This is a genomic window from Robertmurraya sp. DFI.2.37 (genome assembly GCF_029211245.1).
Classification (GTDB): Bacteria; Bacillota; Bacilli; order Bacillales; family Cytobacillaceae; genus Robertmurraya; species Robertmurraya methanolica_A.
Genome location: NZ_JARGEJ010000048.1, coordinates 20220 through 36768, shown reverse-complemented (window position 1 = coordinate 36768; position 16549 = coordinate 20220). Strand labels below are relative to the sequence as shown.

The window sequence follows — 16549 nt, the reverse complement described above, 5'->3', positions numbered from 1 at the left end:
TCCTGGCTATTTATTTTCGGTTGGCGAACCAAAAATATTTTAGCACCATGAGGAAGTTTTTTTAATACCACGCTGTAAGCTTTTTGGAACCCTAGGCATAGCCCAGGGTTTTCTTTTCTATAATAAAAACAGACAGAACTCCGGAGTTCTGTCTGTTGACTCCATTATGAATAGTCAGGCACAATGCTCTAACAAATCAAATAGCCCAATGTCTCCCCACTATCGAGTATGGAATGCATACTCGATTTTATTTCCCCCAAAACAGAGGAGATTTATGTTAAGATCATTGAAATATACAATATACGAGTTATCTTCAGCTGATTGAAACGATATTCTTAAATCGAGATGCACAATCAGTGGTGATATACGTCCATGATCATAGAGAATTTCAATTATTCCCCTTCTCACGTGAGGTCATCGCTACATAAAAAAGAACAGAATAAACGTCTTTACCTTCACGAACCACCTTGAAGGTTGAAGAGGAAAAGCAACCGTCGAACAATTTATGATCGAACTGAGCGAATTTGGTTTCGATGATAGCTTTATTTGTTGGACCATTCTAGTGAAGGGGAAACCCAATATCAGAATGCTGTTATCAACTGCGCAAAAACATCCTATTCAATTGAAGAATTGCGTTGTCATTAGTGATCGTAGGAGTGAGTGACATGACTGCTGTATTGAAGGCGAATTGTTCAAGACACTTGTAAAAACAGGAGCTGGTAGTTTACTTTATATGAACACCGTGAAGAGCAAAAAATTCCAGACTGTTGACAAACCCTCGCTTTCTTTGTAGTTTCGCCTTGTCCAGTGCTCATTACCGATTCCGGAGCTCCGATCTTCCCAAAATCGTTCCTCAAAAGCCAAACGTTTTCATTCAGTCTGAAGGGAAGCTGCCATCTATATCTTTAACTTTGTCTACATTCTGTATTTATATTGACCATATTGCTGAAAACTTGGTTGATGCAATCGAGTGGCTAAGTAAGCACTCATTCTCATAAAGAACAAAAAAGGAGGACTTTTAAATGGAAATTTATCAAGCAACTATCGCAGACATTAATGGGGTAGCCCCCCTTTTTGATCAATATCGACAGTTCTACCAACAGCCATCAGATCTTGAGGGAGCAAAAAGTTACCTTAAGGAACGGGTTACAAAGAAAGAATCAATCATTTTTATAGTGAAAAATGATGGAAATTACATCGGCTTTACCCAGCTTTACCCCACTTTCTCTTCCATTTCAATGGCGAAGGCATGGATTTTAAATGACCTGTATGTGGCAAAAAACGCCAGAAAACAAGGTGTCGGAGAACTGCTTCTACAAAAGGTAAAGGAGTTTGCCATCGAAACCAAGGCAAAAAGCATCAGTTTAAGCACGGCTCCAGATAATGACACGGCTCAACGCTTATATGAAAAACATGGCTACATAAAAGATGTCCAATTTTTTCATTACGAGCTTAATTTATAAATGGAGAGGAAAACTGCACTGTTTCTCCACAAATTCGCGGTACACTATTGCTCAAATCCAATTTTTCGTGATGGAAAAGCATGCAAACGCTTTGTCCATTATCAACTTAGGTGATAGGATTGAAAAATTTATCGATTAAACTAGGCATTCTTTTTTTCATTATTATCTTTTCTCTAATTACTTCGATGCTCTTCTTTTTACATATGGGAATAGCCGACACAAAGGTGGAAGAAGAAGTAATGGCTTTACAAGCAAGAGGAAATTCCCACCGGGCCGTTCTTGAAAATCACTTCGCTGAAGACATTATCGACCATGTGATTCTGATGGAATCAGAGTCTTCAACAGATGTCGTCATTACCGATGAAAAAGGCACTGTTATTCGGTCCTCTGATCCGATAGACAACTTTGAAAAGTATCTTCCAACTCACGGGCAGGAAATTCCTAGAGAAGGACAAGTCATTGAAGATGATTGGAAGAGAGAACGATATATTGCTACAGTCAGCCCTATTTATATCCATAATCGTTTAATGGGCTATGTCTATATGTTTGAAAACACAGAATCGGTTCATTTAATGATGAAAAGTTTAAATGAACACTTTTCTCTTGCCGGCGTATTATCAATCATTTTCACTGTGATCATTATTGTCTTTCTCTCTAAAGGGATTACGAAACCTTTACTCACGATGAAAGAAGCAACCTATCAAATTAGCAAAGGAAACTTTGCTGTCTCCTTTCCGAAAACCTCTAAGGACGAGTTAGGCGATTTGGCACGCTCAATCGAAGCGCTTGCCGCGGAACTAAATTACTTGAAGCAGCAGCGGAGTGAGTTTCTGGCCAGCATTTCACATGAGTTGCGGACACCCCTTACCTATATAAAGGGCTACACCGATATTGTTAGGAAAAGAAATTTGAATGAAGAAGAACAGCAGAAATACTTAACCATTATATTTGACGAAACAAATCGTCTCTCAATCCTTGTAAAAGAATTATTTGAGTTAGCAAAAATGGATCAAAATTCCTTTGTGATCCAAAAAGAGCGCCTGAATCTACAACCATTATTAGAAAAAGTTTCGCAAAAACTGACACCCGCGCTTACAGAGAAAAAAATTCACTACACATATCAGTGCCAAGCACAACTCTATTTAATGGCAGATCCCATTAAACTCGAACTCATTTTATTTAATCTTTTGGATAATGCCGTCAAATACTCAGATGCGGAATCGGATATTACTTTAAACGCCTGGAAGGAAAAAGATTCGATCCATATAACCATCACCGATAGTGGAAAAGGCATTCCTGAAAAAGATCTTCCTTATATTTTTAACCGCTTTTATCGGGTCGATAAATCTAGAACGAGAGCTCTTGGCGGAACAGGGCTTGGACTGGCCATTGTCCATGAACTTGTCCATGCCCACGATGCGGAAATCTCTGTTACAAGTAAAGAAGGCGTTGGCACAAAGTTTCAATTAACTTTTAAGGAGGTCGGCAAATGAAGACAATTTTATTAATTGACGATGAAGCGATGATGCTAGATTTATTATCTTTATATTTAACTCCACTTGGCTATAAATGTGTGAAAAAAGAATCAGCAAAAGACGCGATCGCCTTTTTAGAGTCTAAACATGCTGACCTTATCTTATTAGATGTGATGATGCCTGAAATGGACGGGTGGGAAGCATGCAATGAGATTCGAAGGCATTGGGACATTCCAATTATTATGCTTACCGCTATGAGTGAAAAGTCAGATATTGTCAAAGGATTAAAAGGTGGAGCAGATGATTATATCTCAAAGCCCTTTGATGAAGATGAACTCACAGCAAGAATCGAAGCTGTTTTAAGAAGAAAAAAAGGGATATCAGGCAAACTGTTTTTTAAAGGCATCATCTTAGACAACGATTCCTACCAAGTTCAGTACAATGGGAAAAATATTCCGCTAACCCCTAAAGAGTTTGCAATGATGAGTTTATTCCTAAGCAACCAAAATAAAGTCTTTTCGAGAGAGCATTTAATTATGACGATTTGGGGCTTTGAGGTGGCAACCGAAGATCGTACCGTCGACTCACATGTGAGGAATTTACGGGACAAGCTTCGAAAGGCCGGTTTCCCTCCAGATGATTACTTGCAAACCGTCTGGGGCGTCGGCTATAAATGGGCCAGTAAATAGGTAAAAGGGCTTGCTCATTCTTTAAATGTGGTTAAGCTGCAAACAAATAAGAAGTGTGCTTAATACTTGTTGAATAAGATTCATTCCTAAATATAAGTCTCTGGCTATACGACTATATGGACATTTCACCTAAAAAAAATCGTATTGCATCTTCGAATATCGTTTCTACGATCATGATCCAAATCGTGCACATCATCGTACAAACGATCAAGGCTGTCTTTCGATTTAAGAACCTATGGGCCTCCGATTGTTGTAAAAATCGAACTAAAAGCTTGTTGCCCTTGAGCTGCATGCTCTTGACATAACACATTGCAAGAGTGATGCACAAATGAAAAATCTGCCTCTAAAAAGAGGCAGATAATCGTTTCTCGTGCTGGGATTTTGATTCGCTCTAATGGCTGCTCGATTGACCACTAGCTACTTTATACTCGCCTTTTCCGATCTAATAGACTCTCGATTCAACCGATAACAACCTTGTCCTCCCTTTCTCAAGGTAAATTCCCACTCAATTCACTTTAAATAACTCGACTTTAACCACATCGCAATAAAGGGATTTAGAGAAAAAAATTACTGGGTGAAGAACATTTTACTTATTTTATTCAGCAGGGGACAATTCGTCTTCAGTTACCCACTTATGAAACTTGACTTCCTCTCCACTTGGAGTTGTGAAATCTACCATGTAGACAGTCGTTTCTTCAGCTGTATCAATTGTTGCTGTTGCATCCTCCATACCTACCATATGAGCAGCATCTGTTTTTACCTCTGTCCCTGGAGCCAATGGCGCATCACCTGGATTGACAAGTTCCTCGTGAATAACCCATTTATGATTTTCTACTCTTTCCCCACCAGTAGTTGGTGTATACGAAATAGCATAGACAGTCGTGCGGTAAGCTCCGGAAACAGTCGCTTCAGCTCCCATCATTCCTTCCATATGATCTGTTTCAATGATCACTTTGTTGCCAACTTCATAGGTTGGATTTTCTTCAACGACCAAACCTTCAGGCACTTCTCCTGTCCCTGACATCTCCATATGACTATGAGCTCCACCAGTCGATTGTTCTGTAGGAGCAGTCTCATCTTCCCCTTCTACAGCTTCATCATCGCTTCCATTAGAACATGCCCCTAAGATAAAAATGAAAGCCACTAATAAAAAGATAGTCCATTTTCCATTTGATTTTTGAAACATTTGTAATTCCTCCTTAGTAAATCATAGTGAGTTTTATCACAATGCATACTTTAACAAGAAAATATGCAGAAATGATGGAGATCTCCAGTCAAATTTTTTGAGCATTTTGTGGCGATTCTTTCTCTCAAGCAAGCGAATCCTCAAAGATTTAAAGACATTGGCAGGATCATCCTATACTTCCAATCATTCATCATCGACAAAATTCGACAAAATTCGTATACTAGGTTTAACAATAATTTTTGGGTTGGTAAGCCATAATTTTATTGTTTCCTCCGAGTTTTCAACTCGGAGTTTTACATATAGCCAAAAAGAGTACTCATTGCAGTACTCTTTTTTATTGTAAATTCATCAAAAATAGAACTTAGAAATTTGTTATAATAAAGTCAGTAAATATAGTATTACTAAAAAAGACCATCCGGTGTTGGTAACACCAAACGGTCTCTTGTAACCAAATAGCATCGCTTCAAAAGCGATCAACATTCACAGTAAAGTACACCATCTAAACTGGGGAGCTAAGGGATGGTTTACTTTTTTCTTGAAAAAGTATATGCCAGAGCTAGAATACTCACAATCAGTTAAAAAATAGGAAGCTAACCAATCCAGCGGTCACTATCTACTTAATGCCTCAATGGTCGTTACAGGAGTAAGTATATCCTAAACTTGCATTAAAAAACTCCATCTAGAAATTCAATCTATCCGATCGAATTTTCAGATGGAGATTTCATTTAATGGTCACTAAAATGGTTATTGGCAAACAACCAGCAGTCGTTCTACATCTAAAATTTTAATTCTTTTATTCCCTTTCTGTTCAATATAGCCTGCTTCTGCAAATTCTGTTAACTTACGACTTATCGTTTCTGGGGTTGTGCCTAGATAGGAAGCTAAATCCTTTTTACTCATCGGTAAATCAAATTCATATCCACCTTTTTCTTGCTTGAGACTTTCGACTAAGTAAAAGGCGAGCCTCGTCTCTACCTTCTCTGTCGTAAACCTCATCGTCTGCCGCTCCAGTATATCCAGTCTATTCGAAAGCTCGGCTAACATTTTGAATGAAATCACAGGATATTTTATTAAAAGTTCCTGCAAGCTCATTCCTTGGATAACACAAACTACAGTATCTTCCATCGCTTCCGCAAATGAATGATGAAACGAATCCTTGAACAAAGGTTGCACATCAGTGAAGTCACCTGGATATAAGATCCGAATTAATTGCTCCTTTCCAGATTCTGAAAGTCTGTAAATCTTTATTTTCCCTTCCTTCACAATGTAAAGGGAGTCTGAAACATCCCCTGCATGATGAATGATCTCTTTATTCTTATAAGAAACAGCTTTTACTGTTCCCGTAATTTCCTTTAAATGTGCCTCCCCTAGCCCGCTAAAAATGGGAACCCTTGAAACACATGCTTGATGAATGAATATTTTTTCTTCTAGTTCCACTTTGAATCAACCCCTATTTGGAATAACACATTGCTTAACGTTTTAATTTTATTTCAGTTCCCTCATTTAAGAAGTGAACTTCCCCACTGTTTTCTAAATGCAGTTTGTGCCTTTGTTCCAAGCTTTTTAGATTTTTGATTAAACCCAATAAGTCTCATTCCGTTCAAAATCACAAGCAACACACTTGCCTCGTGGATAAACATTCCGGATGCTAAATGAATAGAGTCGATCAGTACTCCTATGAGTAGGATAAATACGGTTGCTACAGCCAAAAAGGTATTTTGCTTCATATTACGAATCGTTGCCTTAGACAAAGCGTAGGCGTGAGAAAATTGCATTAGCTTGTCGCCCATTAAGACGACATCCGCTGTTTCCATTGAAATATCTGTGCCACTCTGCCCCATAGCTAAACCAACATCTGCTGAAGCAATCGCCGGTGCATCGTTAATCCCATCTCCCGCCATAGCAACGATACGTTCCTGCTGTTTGAACATTTTTACATACTCCACTTTTTGCTCCGGCAGTAACTCTGCATAGAATTTGTCAATTCCCAATTGAGTAGCCACTAATTCAGCCGTATAGCAGTTATCTCCAGTCAACATAATGATATTTTCGACCCCATTTTTTCTCATTTCGTTCAAAGCCTTTGCCGCATCCTCACGAATTTGATCGGCAATCGATATGACCGCGATCATCTGATCCTCTACTGCTACAAAGACCGCAGTATTCCCACCTATCTCACGTTCTTCTGCATATTGAGAAAGTTCATTTGGAAGTTCCACTTTTTCATTTTTCATTAATTTGCGATTGCCAATCACAAGCCTTCGACCATCTACCTTGGCACGAATCCCATGTCCTTTCACTACTTCCCCTTCTTCAGGTGCTTTCGTTATAGGTAAATGTCGAGCCTTCGCTTCCTTGATAATGGCTTGCCCTAAATGATGCTCTGAGATCCCTTCAGCTTGTGCAACTAATCGTAGTAATTCATTTTCTTCGAACTCCTGAAAAAGGCGGATATCGGTAACCTCTGGTCTTCCTTTTGTTAATGTCCCTGTTTTATCAAACATCAATGTATCCACTTTCGAGAGCTTTTCCATTACTTCTCCACCTTTGACCAAGACACCATGCATGGCCCCATTTCCAATCCCTGCAACATTAGATACAGGAGCACCAATTACTAATGCTCCAGGGCAAGCGATGACAAGAAATGTAATCGCAAGATGAAGATCTCTGGTTATAACAAATACGAGGGTAGCTAAACCAACTACTGCCGGTGTATAGTAATGGGAAAACGTATTAAGAAACTTTTCCGTTTTCGTTTTTGATTCTTGCGCCTCCTCGACTAATTCAATAATTCTCGAAAAAGTCGTATCATCTCCTACTTTTTCAGCGATGATCTCAATAAAACCATTGTCTACAATCGTTCCACTAAATACATGATCCTTTTCATGTTTCCATGCTGGAATTGCTTCACCAGTAATAGCAGCCTCATTTATAAAAGCGTGCCCTGATACAATCCTTCCATCTACGGGAATCTTTGCACCTGATTGAATCACTACTCGCTCTCCGACTTCAACGTCCTCAACTGAGACTATCTTTTGTGATCCATTCCGAACCACAATCGCCTCCTGGGGAGCCATGTCCACCAATTCTTTTAATGCTGAACGCGTTTTTGCCAATGTACGTGCTTCCAAAAAATCCCCAAATAAGAATAAAAACGTGACAACCGCTGCCTCGAAATATTCTTGAATAAAAATAGCGCCAATCACAGCAATGGTGACTAATAATTCAATACTAAAAGCTTTCATTTTAACAGAGTGATAGGCTTTCGTAGCAATAGGGATACCGGCAACAACGGTAGCCAAAATAAAGGCCATTTTCTTCATTCCCTCAATATCAAAACCGCTAGCGAACAAACCACTTATGATTAAAACAAATGAGATACTGGTCAGGTAATTTTTATTTTTATTCATCGCCTCGCGCACCCCATTTTTTCTATCATCAATTTCTCAACAAACCACTTACATTCAGTTTGTATTTCCTGCTCATCGCTGCTTCTGCTATCCACTTTTAAGCCGTTTGTGATGATGTCACATCCGCAAGCTCTTAACCCATCTTCCAAAATATCAACAGCTCTGGCAAAATGTTTATAAGATGAATCCCCTGGACCAAAGGCAGCAGCTTTTTTTCCTGTTAAATTCATCTGTACCATTTCTTCGTAAAAATCGATGAATTCATCAGATAAGTCTCCATCCCCCCATGTTGGACAACCGAGCAAAATTCGTTCATATGCTGGCAACTCCTCAGCAAAAGCATCGAAGGCATCTTTCACAACTACTTGTTCACCAATCTTTTCTAATTGTTCCGCTAAAGCATAAGCCAGCTGCTCTGTGGTCCCAGTCATACTAGAAAAAATAATAATCGTATTCACAGTCTCACTTCCTACTTAAAGACTTCACTATCATGATGAGTTAATCATAGTCGCATTCATTTGCAATTGAATTGATCCTCATCAATTTCATCAAAAAATTGGCCCCAAAAAAAAAGCTCCTGCACAAATAGCAAAAGCCTTTCTTTCTTTAATCATTAAATTTGTAAACCTTTTTGTTCAAAATAAAAATCCCGACAATAGAGACGACAAAAAATACGATGCCAGATATCGTGGTTGGAGCCAAGAATTTTAAAAATTCCATTTCAATCCCTCACTTTATATCCTAATACGATATATTTATTGTATTTAAATTATATCGTGTTAAGATATATTTATCAAGATTAAAGGTGGATTTCTATGACACATGAATTAACGAAAGAAACGTACGAATCACTAGCTGAATTTAGATATCAATTAAAGAAATTCCTTCATTTTAGTGATTCTGAAGCACGGAAAGTGGGGGTGACTCCTCAGCAACACCAGCTTTTACTGGCTATTAAAGGGTTCCCCGGACGAGACACAGCGACACCACGTGAACTTGCCGAGCGTCTGTTCATCTCACATAATGCCTGTGTAGGGTTGATTGATCGCTGTTCACAGCTCGGTCTTGTCACAAGAATAAGTAATCCAGATGATGGACGCAGTGTTCTAATTAAATTGACTGTAGAAGGCGAAGAAATTTTGCAGCGTTTATCTGAAATTCATTTAGAGGAAATCGCAAGGATAGGATTTCTGCAAGTAAAACAGAATGTACCGGATTAATTGAGTGTTTGAAATTGGAGCAATAACGATTAAAAAGAAGCCTCTGCATTTCCGCAGAAGCTTCCATGAAAAATTATGAAACTTTCATAGATAAAACAGAATACCCTAGCTTTTCCAATGTTACTTTTAGTTTTTCGACCTTCACTTCAGCCTCATTCAATTCCACTTTTACCTTGCTTGAATTAAACATCACTTTGGCAGATTCTACACCTGCTGTTCTCTGAAGGACCGTTTCGATTTTCTTAATACAGGATGGACAAGTTAGTGGCTCTAGTTGGAATATAATTTTTTCCATTTTGTTTACCTCCTCAATCGTTATACCTTGATTGTAAGAGAATTTAAAAATGATTAAATTGAGGAGGATCAAGAATAGGATTTAAGAAGATTACGCGCACTGAGCTTCCTTTAGAAGAAGACAAGCATCTGTGAATCAATTCACTGAAATTTTTAAACCGAAAATGCCTATCAGTAAATATTAGCAACCATCGTTTAACTTTTTCATAAGGATTTGATATTTTACTTTCATCATATCCATCTGAATTCTCTAAATGAACAAAGTAATATGGTGAAAAGAGTATATATGTTGCACATGACTAATATGTGTAACTCTGTTGCTTCTTGTTCAAGAATTACGCCTATTGCCGTAAAGTTGAACAATACTTTCATCAAAACTTTAAGTAATGAACAAGCGTGTTAATTCCTGCAAATTTTACAGCCATGATTGCAATTATAACTATAATACTTAATACTACTCCTGCAGCTTTTTTACCAGAATTATCCATTATATACTCCTTCTTTAATTCATATTTCTTCGTCAAACGATAAATTAACTGGCTCGTCCAGCAGTTCACCATGTACCTCTAAATTAGTTGTTGGAATACTTTCATCCACTTCTTCAAAAGTGAATTGATCTGCCCATACAGTTCCTTGTCCAGACAGAATGATACCAAACGAAATAACAGCACTTTGAGTTGGAACATCTAAAATGATTGAGTAATGGTTCCAGTTTGTGGTTCCTTTAATGGGGCGATTACTCATATTATCAAATTGAAGTACATCTTCCATTGTATCGTCTACTCGCATCCACATCCCAGCGTACGTATCTACCTCTTGCGTACGGATGAAACAAGAGAGTTTAATGCGCTTTCCAACAAACTGATTAGCCTTAAACGCTTGCATCATGGTCGCGAATTCAGTCGAATCCGACACTGTTTTTGATTTTAAATATCCTGATGCTTTCCCCTGATGAACAACTTCATGGTCAATCCCCATTTCGTAATGAAATGGATTTGATCCACTTAAAAACCAACCTTTCACCTTTGTATCCATGTTTGTTTCCTCCTTAATTTTAATCATGTCTCGCATGATTCTTCGATACTTGCCTGGTGGTAACTTATAAATCTCTTTAAATGCTCTTGTGAATGATTCTTGTGATTCAAACTGATAATATAAAGCGATATCAAGTATACGCTCACTTGTGTAAATCAAGGCAGAAGAGGCATTAGCCAACCTTCTTATCCGAATATATTCAGTTATCGTCATGCCAATCGTGGATTGGAATATTCGGTGGAAGTGATACTTTGAAAAATTTGATTGTGCTGCAATATTCTCCAAATCAAGTGGTTCATGTAGGTTTTCTTCCACATACAAAATAATATTCTTAATCATAATTTCATGGTTATACAACGAAAGCACCTCCTTTAAATGTAAGATATCAAAGTTTTTCATCCGTTTTTTGATATATCTTGCGACAAAGTAATTGCTGTATCCTAAAAATCATTAAAAAAAGGTCGATGTAATATCAACCTCTTCATACTTAAACTCCTATTGTTATTTTTCTTTTAACATTGAGTACCTTCGATTAGCTTTATAAAAACTAATCCCAAAGAAAATACTGAAAAAGAAGGGAGACAGCTTCAATAAAGCAAATGGAGTTTCAAAGATGAAAGCCTTCCAAAACAAATCACCTTGCATACTCCAAAGACCTGAATGATATAATTCCGAAAAATTCATGTAGGGAATAGCAACAGCTAGCATAAGCATACATAGCCAAAATGAATAACCCATCAATCTTTTATAATAATGGCTGTTTGATTGGCGATCCGAGAAGATTTCATTTTGACCGTCGTCTTCTTTTTGCCAGTAGCGAATCCTGCCAAACAAGCTATGCGTAATATAATTCCAGCCGAAGTCTTCATATATCCCTTTATACTCTTGAAACTTTTTCTTTGGTAAATACTTTTGATAATCCAGTCGCATCACATATCTCTTGTCAGTTTTTTTGAATGTATATATTCCTAAACTACTTATATTTGTACAACGATAACCTTTTTGCAGCTGCTCGTTTAACCATAGTTCTTCCTTTTCAATATCAAAAAACACCTTAAACATCTTCATTTGATTCACTTCCTTCGTACAAGGATAAAATATGCTCTAGCCTTTCTTGTTCTAATTTCAAAATCGTCCTTCCTTCTGCGGTGATCATATAAATTTTTCTCCTACCTGAATTTCCAACAGGTTCAATCCAACCATGTTTACTCAAATTTTCAATCGCACCATATAATGTACCAGCGGCTAAAATAACGGTGCCATTACTTAATTCCTCTATTTTTTGCATGGCGGCATACCCGTGAAGCGGCTCACGTAAAGCTAATAAAATATAATGCATCGTTTCAGACAACGGCAATAAATGATGTTTCATACCCTCACTCCTATACTCAGTTGAACTATATAGTTGAACTGAATAATAATATAGTACAGTTCAACTGAATAGTCAACAAAAAATTTAAAACGAAAAAAGTCGATTTCCTTTACATTAGGAAATCGACTTTTTGTATAATCTTATTCATTAATTGGCCGTTTCATTGAACAAGCAGAGATGACGAATATTGTTCTCAATATAAACTAAGTTTTTATCCGCCTTTGCGTAAGAATTTTATAGGAAAAGATAAAGCCATTTTTTCTTTGTTCACTCAGATTAAATATTCAATTCTCAAGCAGTTCATTGTTACGTTTCATTAATGATGTTTGGATTATTTAGTATTTTTGAGGATTATTTTTGTTAAAACTAGAGGATCAATTTTTAAAAAAACATAGACCTTTGCTTGGGAGTGGTTAACTAGATTTCTTAAACTTACAGCTCTGCCCTAGACACTTTTAAATTTTTTCCATTGTTCTGCACTATTTTACAATTAAAATAAATTCTTACTTGTTTAATGAGAAATCAATCGAAGAGTTTTGATTTTCATTATAAAAACAAGTATTTATTTCAATTAATAGTTTAAAAATAGCATAGTTCCATTACTATCATGTATTCAAGATATGGAAATTTCTTTGAATTTCTGTGTCTATAATATGGAGTTTGTAATAATTATTATGAAAAACATCACTTACAAGGTTTAATACATAGCATATGCGGATTTAGATCGCTTCTTTTTTAAAAGCACTTCGACTAAAGGATCTTCTCAACAATAAACCTCAATTGCATGCTGACTTATATTATTAATTTGTTTAAATTCCCCATTGATTTACTACTTTCAAAATAATGGTAACGCATTCTCTGAGTTTAACGACTAATTAAGTAAAGGAGGTGATACCATTGAAAAAAACCATCACTCTATGCTTATCATTATGGTTGTTAACAGGATGTACGTCTAATGAAACCGTCAAGAACGGTACGGAGGAAGTTGTAAAGGATAACCACGCGGCCGTTTTTAATGATATTCCGCAGCAATTAAAAGAAATTGATCGTGCCAAAATGAACACAGCTATCCGTCATTCAAGTAAATCGTACTTAGCTTTATTAGACTCTGCCTTTTTTGCCGACCGTGATCCCGAATCCTTTCAGCAAACATCTCACAGCCTCTATCGCCCTGGGGAAAAGTTTGAAATTAATCCAAATACTTTGTCCCGTGGTGGCAAATATGAAGTGAGATTTCTAAAGTTCAACAATACGGAAAATATATTTGAAACCATTTTAGAGGAAACTGTGCATCGGGATGACCCTCTCTTTACCATACAAATTCCTGACGAGGAAAATGTCGTTTATTATATTGAACAGATTGCCCTAAACAAGGATCATGAAGTGCGCAAACAAGAATACCATCGTCTTTTTGTTCCTTACAATGAACTAAATGCAAGAATTGAATTAAATAAAACTACGTATAGCGCAGGAGATACAATGACGATAACATTAGTGGAATTAGGAACCATCCCATTAGGATTTAGAGCTGGCAGAACCTTTGAAAAATGGGACGGTGAAAATTGGAAGCTTTATAAAGCTGATAAAATGGAGAGTGGGCAATTAATTTCAGTGCAAATGGATGATTTTCATTATCCTGAGTACACCGAATGTCGATTTGAAAAAGGAACCTATCGTATTATTGAAAAACTAACAGAGCAAGATAAAATTTCCGCACTCTTTACAGTCGAGTGAACGGTACTCTTTAAGTAGCGAGGGAAAAACAAAATGAAAAACATCTATCTATTTTTGCTGTTTTTATTATTAACTGGATGCAGTTCGGACGAAATCACCAAGCCTGACGTTAAAGGTGAAAAAATTCATAATGAGATCCCACAACAATTAAAAGCCGTCGACAAAACGAAATTAAATACAGCGATTCAGTACACAAGTAAATCGTACTTAGACTTGCTAGATTCAGCCTTTTTTGGTGATCGTGATCCAAAATCCTTTCAGCAAACATCTCACCGTCTCTATCGTCCTGGAGAAAAGTTTGAAATTAATCCAAATACTTTGTCCCGTGGCAGCAAATATGAAGTAAGATTTCTAAAGTTCAACGATGAGGAGAGAACGTTTGATACCATTTTAGAGGAAACTGTACATCGAGATGACCCTCTCTTTACCATACAAATTCCAGACGAGGAAAATGTCGCTTATTATATTGAACAGATTGCCATAAACAAAGATCATGAAGTGCGCAAACAAGAGTACCATCGTCTTTTCGTTCCACACGATGAACTAAATGCAAGAATTGATTTGGATAAAAGCATATATTCCCAAGGCGATACGATGATCGTAACCTTAAAAAATTTAGGTACCGTTGAGATAGGTACAGGCTATGGAATCATATTAGAAAAGTGGAATGGAGAAGGATGGGAACCATACAAATTCGAACAAATGGTTCCTGACATTGGTGTTATAATCAGGAAAAACGAATCTTTCTCCCAAGATGTCAAGCTGGATGAATTGGAAAAGGGAACCTATCGTGTCATTAAGGAATTGGATGAAAACGAAAAAATTTCAGTTGACTTTACAGTGGAATGAATACATGTTTCCGCAGACAAACGATTTTCCGGCATCCGATTCATTTCAGAAAAATTTCTAAAGAGGAATTCGGCTATCTTCAATGGCTTTTTTATGTCAATATTAACTGTTGATTCGTGAAGATTATCCACATAGGCTTTGCAAAATTTAAAAGACGAATGGCTAAAATGGTGAGCAGATTTCTGCCTACAGCGATTTTAGCCATTTTTTCTGAGTCTTTCTTCAATAAATGGAGAAAATAAACTATTCCTCTGTTTTTTCCAGATTCTCTTGATATTCTTTAATCCCTGCAACTATCGAAGCAGCAACACGATTTTGAAAGTCGTCCATCCACATTTTGGCCTCATCCTCCTGATTTGTTAAATAGCCTATTTCAAGCAACGCAGCCGGCATTTCCGTTTCCTTAACAACAAATAGATCCCTTTCCATTACTCCTCTATCTCTGAAACCAGTCGCCTCCACCACATGTTTCTGCATAATCTCAGCAAAAGATTGAGAATTTTTATGATAATAAAATGTCTCGGTTCCCGATACGGAAGAATCTGAAAAAGTGTTTCCATGAATAGATATAAATAGATCTGCCTTTACCTCATTAGCGTATTTCGGTCTTTGCCGACTTTCCTGTGAAATGAAAGTATCATCACTTCGTGTCATCAAAACTTTTATATCAGATTCCTTTTTCAACAATTGCTCCACTTTTTTCGAAAGACTTAAAGTAAAATCTTTTTCATATTTCCCGCTAACACCTGTTGCCCCTGCATCTATTCCTCCATGACCTGGGTCAATAACCACCTTTAAACGATTGTCGCTACAAGCTGAGCCTATTACGATAAACAATAATAGTCCAAAAAGCCACACGATTTTCTTCATATTTCTGCCTTCTTTCCATTTTAGTTCTTCACTGACATTGCCTAGACTCATAAAACGTCATCTTCTTCATATTAACTTGATCTGCTTCTTCTTACACGATATAACCCATATTCATAATAATATTTCACGCTCGAATTGCTTTATCCTTCCACCATGAGCATTTTGGATACTTTTTAAAAGAATAACACAGAGATGCAAAGATGTACTTGGCTTTTTCAAACTTTTGTTATATGCCGGTGTTACTTTTCGTTCCATGGAATCAAAAGACTTTTCTAAACTAAAAGACGTGCGAGACCAAGACTTCACACGAAAAACCGTTTTTTTAGTAAAATGACGATTCAATGAGAGATAGATAAACGTTAATCTATTTTGATAAAAAAACTTCGCTTTAAAGCAGAGCATGATTTTAAAAATTGCCCAAAAACTTTTGCACAAATTATTGGTGCACCAATAATTTGTGTGCTACTATTATAATTAAGAAAATTCTTTTATTGGGAGGTCTCGACAAGTGGAAAAAATTGAAGATTGCTTTTGTTTTTTGTTAGGGAAAACTTTTCACAAAGTATCGCAAAAAGGAAAAGAACGGTTAAGCAACTTTGGAATTACGCCCGTACAATTTACCATATTGCATTTACTATGGGAGAAGGAGGGCCAAAAAAGCATTGACATTGCCAAACGACTTCATTTGGATGGCTCAACAATAACCCCCATATTAGATCGGCTAGTGCAAAATGGACTGATCGAGCGGCGCCATGATCCGAAAGATAGACGGATAAACTTAATATATTTAACGGAAAAAGGAAAAGAACTGGAAACTCCTCTAAATAATACGATGGATGAAGTGAATCATTCGGTAATAGAGGGATTTGATGAGGAAGAAATAAAAGTTTTCAAAAAAATGCTGACAAAGCTGGGATTGAACCAGGAAAATTAAATCTGGAAGGAGACATCC

General features: G+C 37.0%; 16 protein-coding genes. 7 read left to right on the top strand and 9 right to left on the bottom strand.

The window, feature by feature from the left end; translation table 11 throughout:
* Positions 1-1022 precede the first annotated feature (1022 nt).
* The 3 genes from PZE06_RS19730 to PZE06_RS19720 all read left to right on the top strand — a co-directional run bounded on the left by PZE06_RS19730 (position 1023) and on the right by PZE06_RS19720 (position 3627).
* The gene (locus tag PZE06_RS19730; RefSeq protein WP_275791999.1) at positions 1023-1463 is read left to right on the top strand and encodes a GNAT family N-acetyltransferase; all 441 of its coding nucleotides are present in this window, start codon (positions 1023-1025) and stop codon (positions 1461-1463) included.
* Between the two features lie 110 nt (positions 1464-1573).
* On the top strand, positions 1574-2956 hold the full coding sequence (locus tag PZE06_RS19725) for an ATP-binding protein (protein ID WP_309145452.1): 1383 nt from the start codon (positions 1574-1576) through the stop codon (positions 2954-2956).
* On the top strand, positions 2953-3627 hold the full coding sequence (locus tag PZE06_RS19720) for a response regulator transcription factor (protein ID WP_275791997.1): 675 nt from the start codon (positions 2953-2955) through the stop codon (positions 3625-3627). Before PZE06_RS19725 ends, PZE06_RS19720 begins: the two co-directional genes overlap by 4 nt.
* A 595-nt stretch (positions 3628-4222) precedes the next feature.
* Here the strand turns inward: PZE06_RS19720 and PZE06_RS19715 are convergent.
* The 4 genes from PZE06_RS19715 to PZE06_RS19700 form a co-directional block, all read right to left on the bottom strand.
* The gene (locus tag PZE06_RS19715) at positions 4223-4813 is read right to left on the bottom strand and encodes a YdhK family protein (protein ID WP_275791996.1); all 591 of its coding nucleotides are present in this window, start codon (positions 4811-4813) and stop codon (positions 4223-4225) included.
* A 744-nt stretch (positions 4814-5557) separates the two neighbouring features.
* On the bottom strand, positions 5558-6250 hold the full coding sequence (locus tag PZE06_RS29885; RefSeq protein ID WP_275791995.1) for a Crp/Fnr family transcriptional regulator: 693 nt from the start codon (positions 6248-6250) through the stop codon (positions 5558-5560).
* Between the two features lie 62 nt (positions 6251-6312).
* Positions 6313-8223, bottom strand: a complete 1911-nt coding sequence (locus PZE06_RS19705) for a heavy metal translocating P-type ATPase (protein ID WP_275791994.1) — start codon at positions 8221-8223, stop codon at positions 6313-6315.
* Positions 8220-8681: a flavodoxin gene (locus PZE06_RS19700; RefSeq protein ID WP_275791993.1), complete on the bottom strand. Its 462-nt coding sequence runs from the start codon at positions 8679-8681 to the stop codon at positions 8220-8222. Before PZE06_RS19700 ends, PZE06_RS19705 begins: the two co-directional genes overlap by 4 nt.
* A gap of 357 nt (positions 8682-9038) precedes the next feature.
* On the opposite strand from PZE06_RS19700, the gene PZE06_RS19695 reads away from it, so the two are divergent.
* Entirely contained in the window at positions 9039-9443 is a 405-nt protein-coding gene (locus tag PZE06_RS19695; protein ID WP_275791992.1) for a MarR family winged helix-turn-helix transcriptional regulator, read from the top strand.
* A gap of 73 nt (positions 9444-9516) precedes the next feature.
* Here PZE06_RS19695 and PZE06_RS19690 read toward each other — a convergent pair whose 3' ends face one another.
* From PZE06_RS19690 to PZE06_RS19675, 4 genes are all read right to left on the bottom strand, one after another.
* Positions 9517-9738 (bottom strand): heavy-metal-associated domain-containing protein, encoded by a 222-nt coding sequence (locus PZE06_RS19690; RefSeq protein WP_275791991.1) that lies wholly within the window; start codon positions 9736-9738, stop codon positions 9517-9519.
* A 506-nt stretch (positions 9739-10244) separates the two neighbouring features.
* Positions 10245-11171 carry a helix-turn-helix domain-containing protein gene (locus PZE06_RS19685; protein ID WP_095310539.1) on the bottom strand — a complete coding sequence of 309 codons (927 nt, stop codon included), beginning with the start codon at positions 11169-11171 and terminating at the stop codon, positions 10245-10247.
* Between the two features lie 102 nt (positions 11172-11273).
* Positions 11274-11840, bottom strand: coding sequence for a DUF2812 domain-containing protein (locus tag PZE06_RS19680; RefSeq protein ID WP_095310541.1), 567 nt, complete (start codon positions 11838-11840; stop codon positions 11274-11276).
* Positions 11827-12144, bottom strand: a complete 318-nt coding sequence (locus tag PZE06_RS19675) for a PadR family transcriptional regulator (RefSeq protein ID WP_275791990.1) — start codon at positions 12142-12144, stop codon at positions 11827-11829. Before PZE06_RS19675 ends, PZE06_RS19680 begins: the two co-directional genes overlap by 14 nt.
* Before the next feature lie 897 nt (positions 12145-13041).
* On the opposite strand from PZE06_RS19675, the gene PZE06_RS19670 reads away from it, so the two are divergent.
* Together PZE06_RS19670 and PZE06_RS19665 are read left to right on the top strand one after the other, a co-directional pair.
* The gene (locus tag PZE06_RS19670) at positions 13042-13878 is read left to right on the top strand and encodes a hypothetical protein (RefSeq protein ID WP_275791989.1); all 837 of its coding nucleotides are present in this window, start codon (positions 13042-13044) and stop codon (positions 13876-13878) included.
* A gap of 33 nt (positions 13879-13911) precedes the next feature.
* Positions 13912-14727, top strand: coding sequence for an immunoglobulin-like domain-containing protein (locus PZE06_RS19665; RefSeq protein ID WP_275791988.1), 816 nt, complete (start codon positions 13912-13914; stop codon positions 14725-14727).
* 243 nt (positions 14728-14970) lie between these two features.
* Here PZE06_RS19665 and PZE06_RS19660 read toward each other — a convergent pair whose 3' ends face one another.
* On the bottom strand, positions 14971-15648 hold the full coding sequence (locus PZE06_RS19660; protein WP_275791987.1) for an N-acetylmuramoyl-L-alanine amidase family protein: 678 nt from the start codon (positions 15646-15648) through the stop codon (positions 14971-14973).
* A gap of 457 nt (positions 15649-16105) precedes the next feature.
* On the opposite strand from PZE06_RS19660, the gene PZE06_RS19655 reads away from it, so the two are divergent.
* On the top strand, positions 16106-16531 hold the full coding sequence (locus tag PZE06_RS19655; RefSeq protein ID WP_137744489.1) for a MarR family winged helix-turn-helix transcriptional regulator: 426 nt from the start codon (positions 16106-16108) through the stop codon (positions 16529-16531).
* The last annotated feature ends 18 nt before the right edge of the window (positions 16532-16549 follow it).